The organism is Bartonella sp. CL70QHWL (assembly GCF_042194855.1).
Classification (GTDB): domain Bacteria; phylum Pseudomonadota; class Alphaproteobacteria; order Rhizobiales; family Rhizobiaceae; genus Bartonella.
The window spans coordinates 1-836 of the sequence record NZ_JBHINJ010000105.1 but is presented as its reverse complement, the minus strand read 5'-3'; the positions used below and the strand labels follow the sequence as shown (position 1 = coordinate 836).

General features: G+C 41.9%; 1 pseudogene. It reads left to right on the top strand.

Going from position 1 to position 836, the window contains the following annotated elements:
* Nucleotides 1-836: pseudogene (locus ACFIJZ_RS09935) on the top strand (hypothetical protein); the annotation flags it as partial.

Below are 836 nucleotides of genomic sequence, written 5' to 3'. Positions count from 1 at the left end.
CCCACAAGCAGCGAGTGAATTAAAACGTTCTCGTTTTTCTTTTGTTAAAGTTCTTTCGTTGGCTATAGCGGCTACATCCTTATCGAATGTTACGCCTGTTTTTTCAGCAAATCCTGATGTTAGAAACACGTTTCTTGAAGGTGTAAAAAGTGCTGGTGTATCTTATCCACAAAGCCTTCTCTCTGTTGCTGGTTTGAATGATTCTGATGATTACGCAAATTTTTTAACCAAAACCCTTTCTGGTAAGAGAGATAAGAGTCCTATCGTAAATGTTTTGACAGAAGGTAGCCGTTCTGCGCGAGTTGGAAATGTTGGTGATAAGAAAGTGCCACAGCTTACAAGAATAGCGGTTAACGATAAAAGCATGAGTGCGGATAATATTGCTGTGCGAAAATTGCCAAAAACATTTGTTAAAAAAGGGTGGATGCTGCCTGTTGAGGACGATAATAGTGATGATATTTTGCTGTCTGGCGTTAATAGTTTAGCAAGGAGGGTGAGTACGTATGCAACTAGTGATGATATAAAACTGGGAAACAGTCCGAATGCGAAGGGTACTAATATTATTGCTATTGGTAACAACATACAGGTACATTCACAAAATAACCTGTTTGACGCTGTTACTATTGTTGGCAACAACTCGAAAGACTACGCTGCTGCTGCCACCATTGTTGGTGGATGGACAGAAGTGAGAGAATGGGCCGGTGTTGCGCTAGGTTACGATTCTGTCGCCGATAGGGCTAGTGGTGTTTCTGGCTATTCTCCTTATAAGAAAGCGAATGCAACAGGTGCTGACGCTCAATGGAAGAGTGGTTATGGTGCTGTGAGTGTTGGTGATG